The organism is Emticicia sp., assembly GCF_049241225.1.
GTDB lineage: Bacteria > Bacteroidota > Bacteroidia > Cytophagales > Spirosomataceae > Emticicia.
The window spans coordinates 1-1490 of the sequence record NZ_JBMLRC010000011.1 but is presented as its reverse complement, the minus strand read 5'-3'; the positions used below and the strand labels follow the sequence as shown (position 1 = coordinate 1490).

2 protein-coding genes and 1 pseudogene are annotated in these 1490 nt (G+C 39.9%); all 3 read right to left on the bottom strand.

Translation table 11 applies throughout. The features are described from left to right. Nucleotides 1–131 (bottom strand): annotated as a pseudogene (locus tag ACOVO2_RS00605) (50S ribosomal protein L7/L12); the annotation flags it as partial. Between the two features lie 100 nt (nt 132–231). After that, nucleotides 232–765 (bottom strand): 50S ribosomal protein L10, encoded by a 534-nt coding sequence (gene rplJ / locus ACOVO2_RS00600; protein WP_188766706.1) that lies wholly within the window; start codon nt 763–765, stop codon nt 232–234. A gap of 2 nt (nt 766–767) precedes the next feature. After that, on the bottom strand, nt 768–1466 hold the full coding sequence (gene rplA, locus ACOVO2_RS00595; RefSeq protein ID WP_188766707.1) for a 50S ribosomal protein L1: 699 nt from the start codon (nt 1464–1466) through the stop codon (nt 768–770). Between the last annotated feature and the right edge of the window lie 24 nt (nt 1467–1490).

Here is a 1490-nt window from a genome sequence, read left to right as displayed (position 1 = left end):
CCAGCTACCATTACTGGAGCAGCAGCAGCAGGCTCGATGCCATACTCGTCTTTCAAAATTTGAGCTAACTCATTTACTTCTTTTACAGTTAAGTTTACTAACTGTTCTGCGAATGCTTTTAAATCTGCCATTTTTATAGATTTTAAAAAGTTTTTTACAAAAAATAGATAATAATAAATTTTTAATGATTAACCGAAAACTGCCAGTTGATGGCTATTAACGGAAAATTGCTTAGGCTGCTTCTTTCTCTGAAAGAGTTTTGAGGATACCAGCCAATTTGTTGCCACCGCTTTGTAAGCCAGAAATAACATTTTTGGCAGGTGACTGCAACAAACCGATGATTTCGCCAACCAATTCTTGCTTTGATTTCAACGTTAACAACGTATCCAATTGGTCGTGTCCGATGAAAATGCTTGAATCAACTGATGCACCTTTTAGTTTGATGCTATTTTTGTTTGCTTTAAGGAAATCCTTAATTAGTTTCGCCGCTACTTTGCCCGACTCTTGGTGGAACATTACGCCTGAGAAACCTGTCAATACTTCCGCATCAAATGATGAATAGTCAGTATCTGTACTTTCGAGAGCCTTTCTAATCAAAGTATTTTTGATTACACGGTACTCGATACCACGCTCAAAGCAAAGACGACGTAATTCGTTGGTTTTCGCAACGTTTAAGCCACTTGCATCGGTGATATAGAAGTAAGGTGTATTCGCAAACTTCTCCGAAAGCTCTTCGATTATTGCTCCTTTTTCTTCTTTTGTCATGATTACAATCCATTAATGGTTGTTTTGTCGATTTGGATACCAGGTCCCATTGTGCTTGCAAGTGAAATGCTTTTCACGTACGTACCTTTTGCAGACGAAGGTTTCAATTTCAACAAAGTTTGAATCAATTCGGTGGCATTTTCTGCCAATTTCTCAGGCGAGAATGAAACTTTACCGATAGAAGCGTGAATGATACCAGTTTTGTCAACTTTGAAGTCAATTTTACCAGCTTTCACCTCTTTAACGGCAGTTGCAACATCCAAAGTAACTGTACCTGACTTAGGGTTTGGCATCAATCCACGAGGTCCGAGGATTTTACCTAATTTACCTAATTTCGCCATTACAGTTGGCATTGTGATGATTACATCAATATCAGTCCAACCTTGCTCGATTTTTTGGATGTATTCGTCCAAACCTACGTGGTCAGCACCCGCTGCTTTCGCATCTGCTTCTTTATCTGGTGTACAAAGTACCAAAACACGAACAGTTTTACCCGTTCCGTGAGGTAATGCAACCACACCACGAACCATTTGGTCAGCTTTACGAGGGTCAACACCGAGGCGTACGTGTACGTCCACCGATGAGTCGAATTTAGTGTAAGCAACTTCCTTCAAAACACCAGCCGCTTCTGTAAGCGAGTAGGCTTTGTTGGCGTCAAACTTAGCATTCGCCTCTTTTCTTTTTTTAGTTAATTTTGCCATTGGCTTAATTTGGTTTTAGCGTTA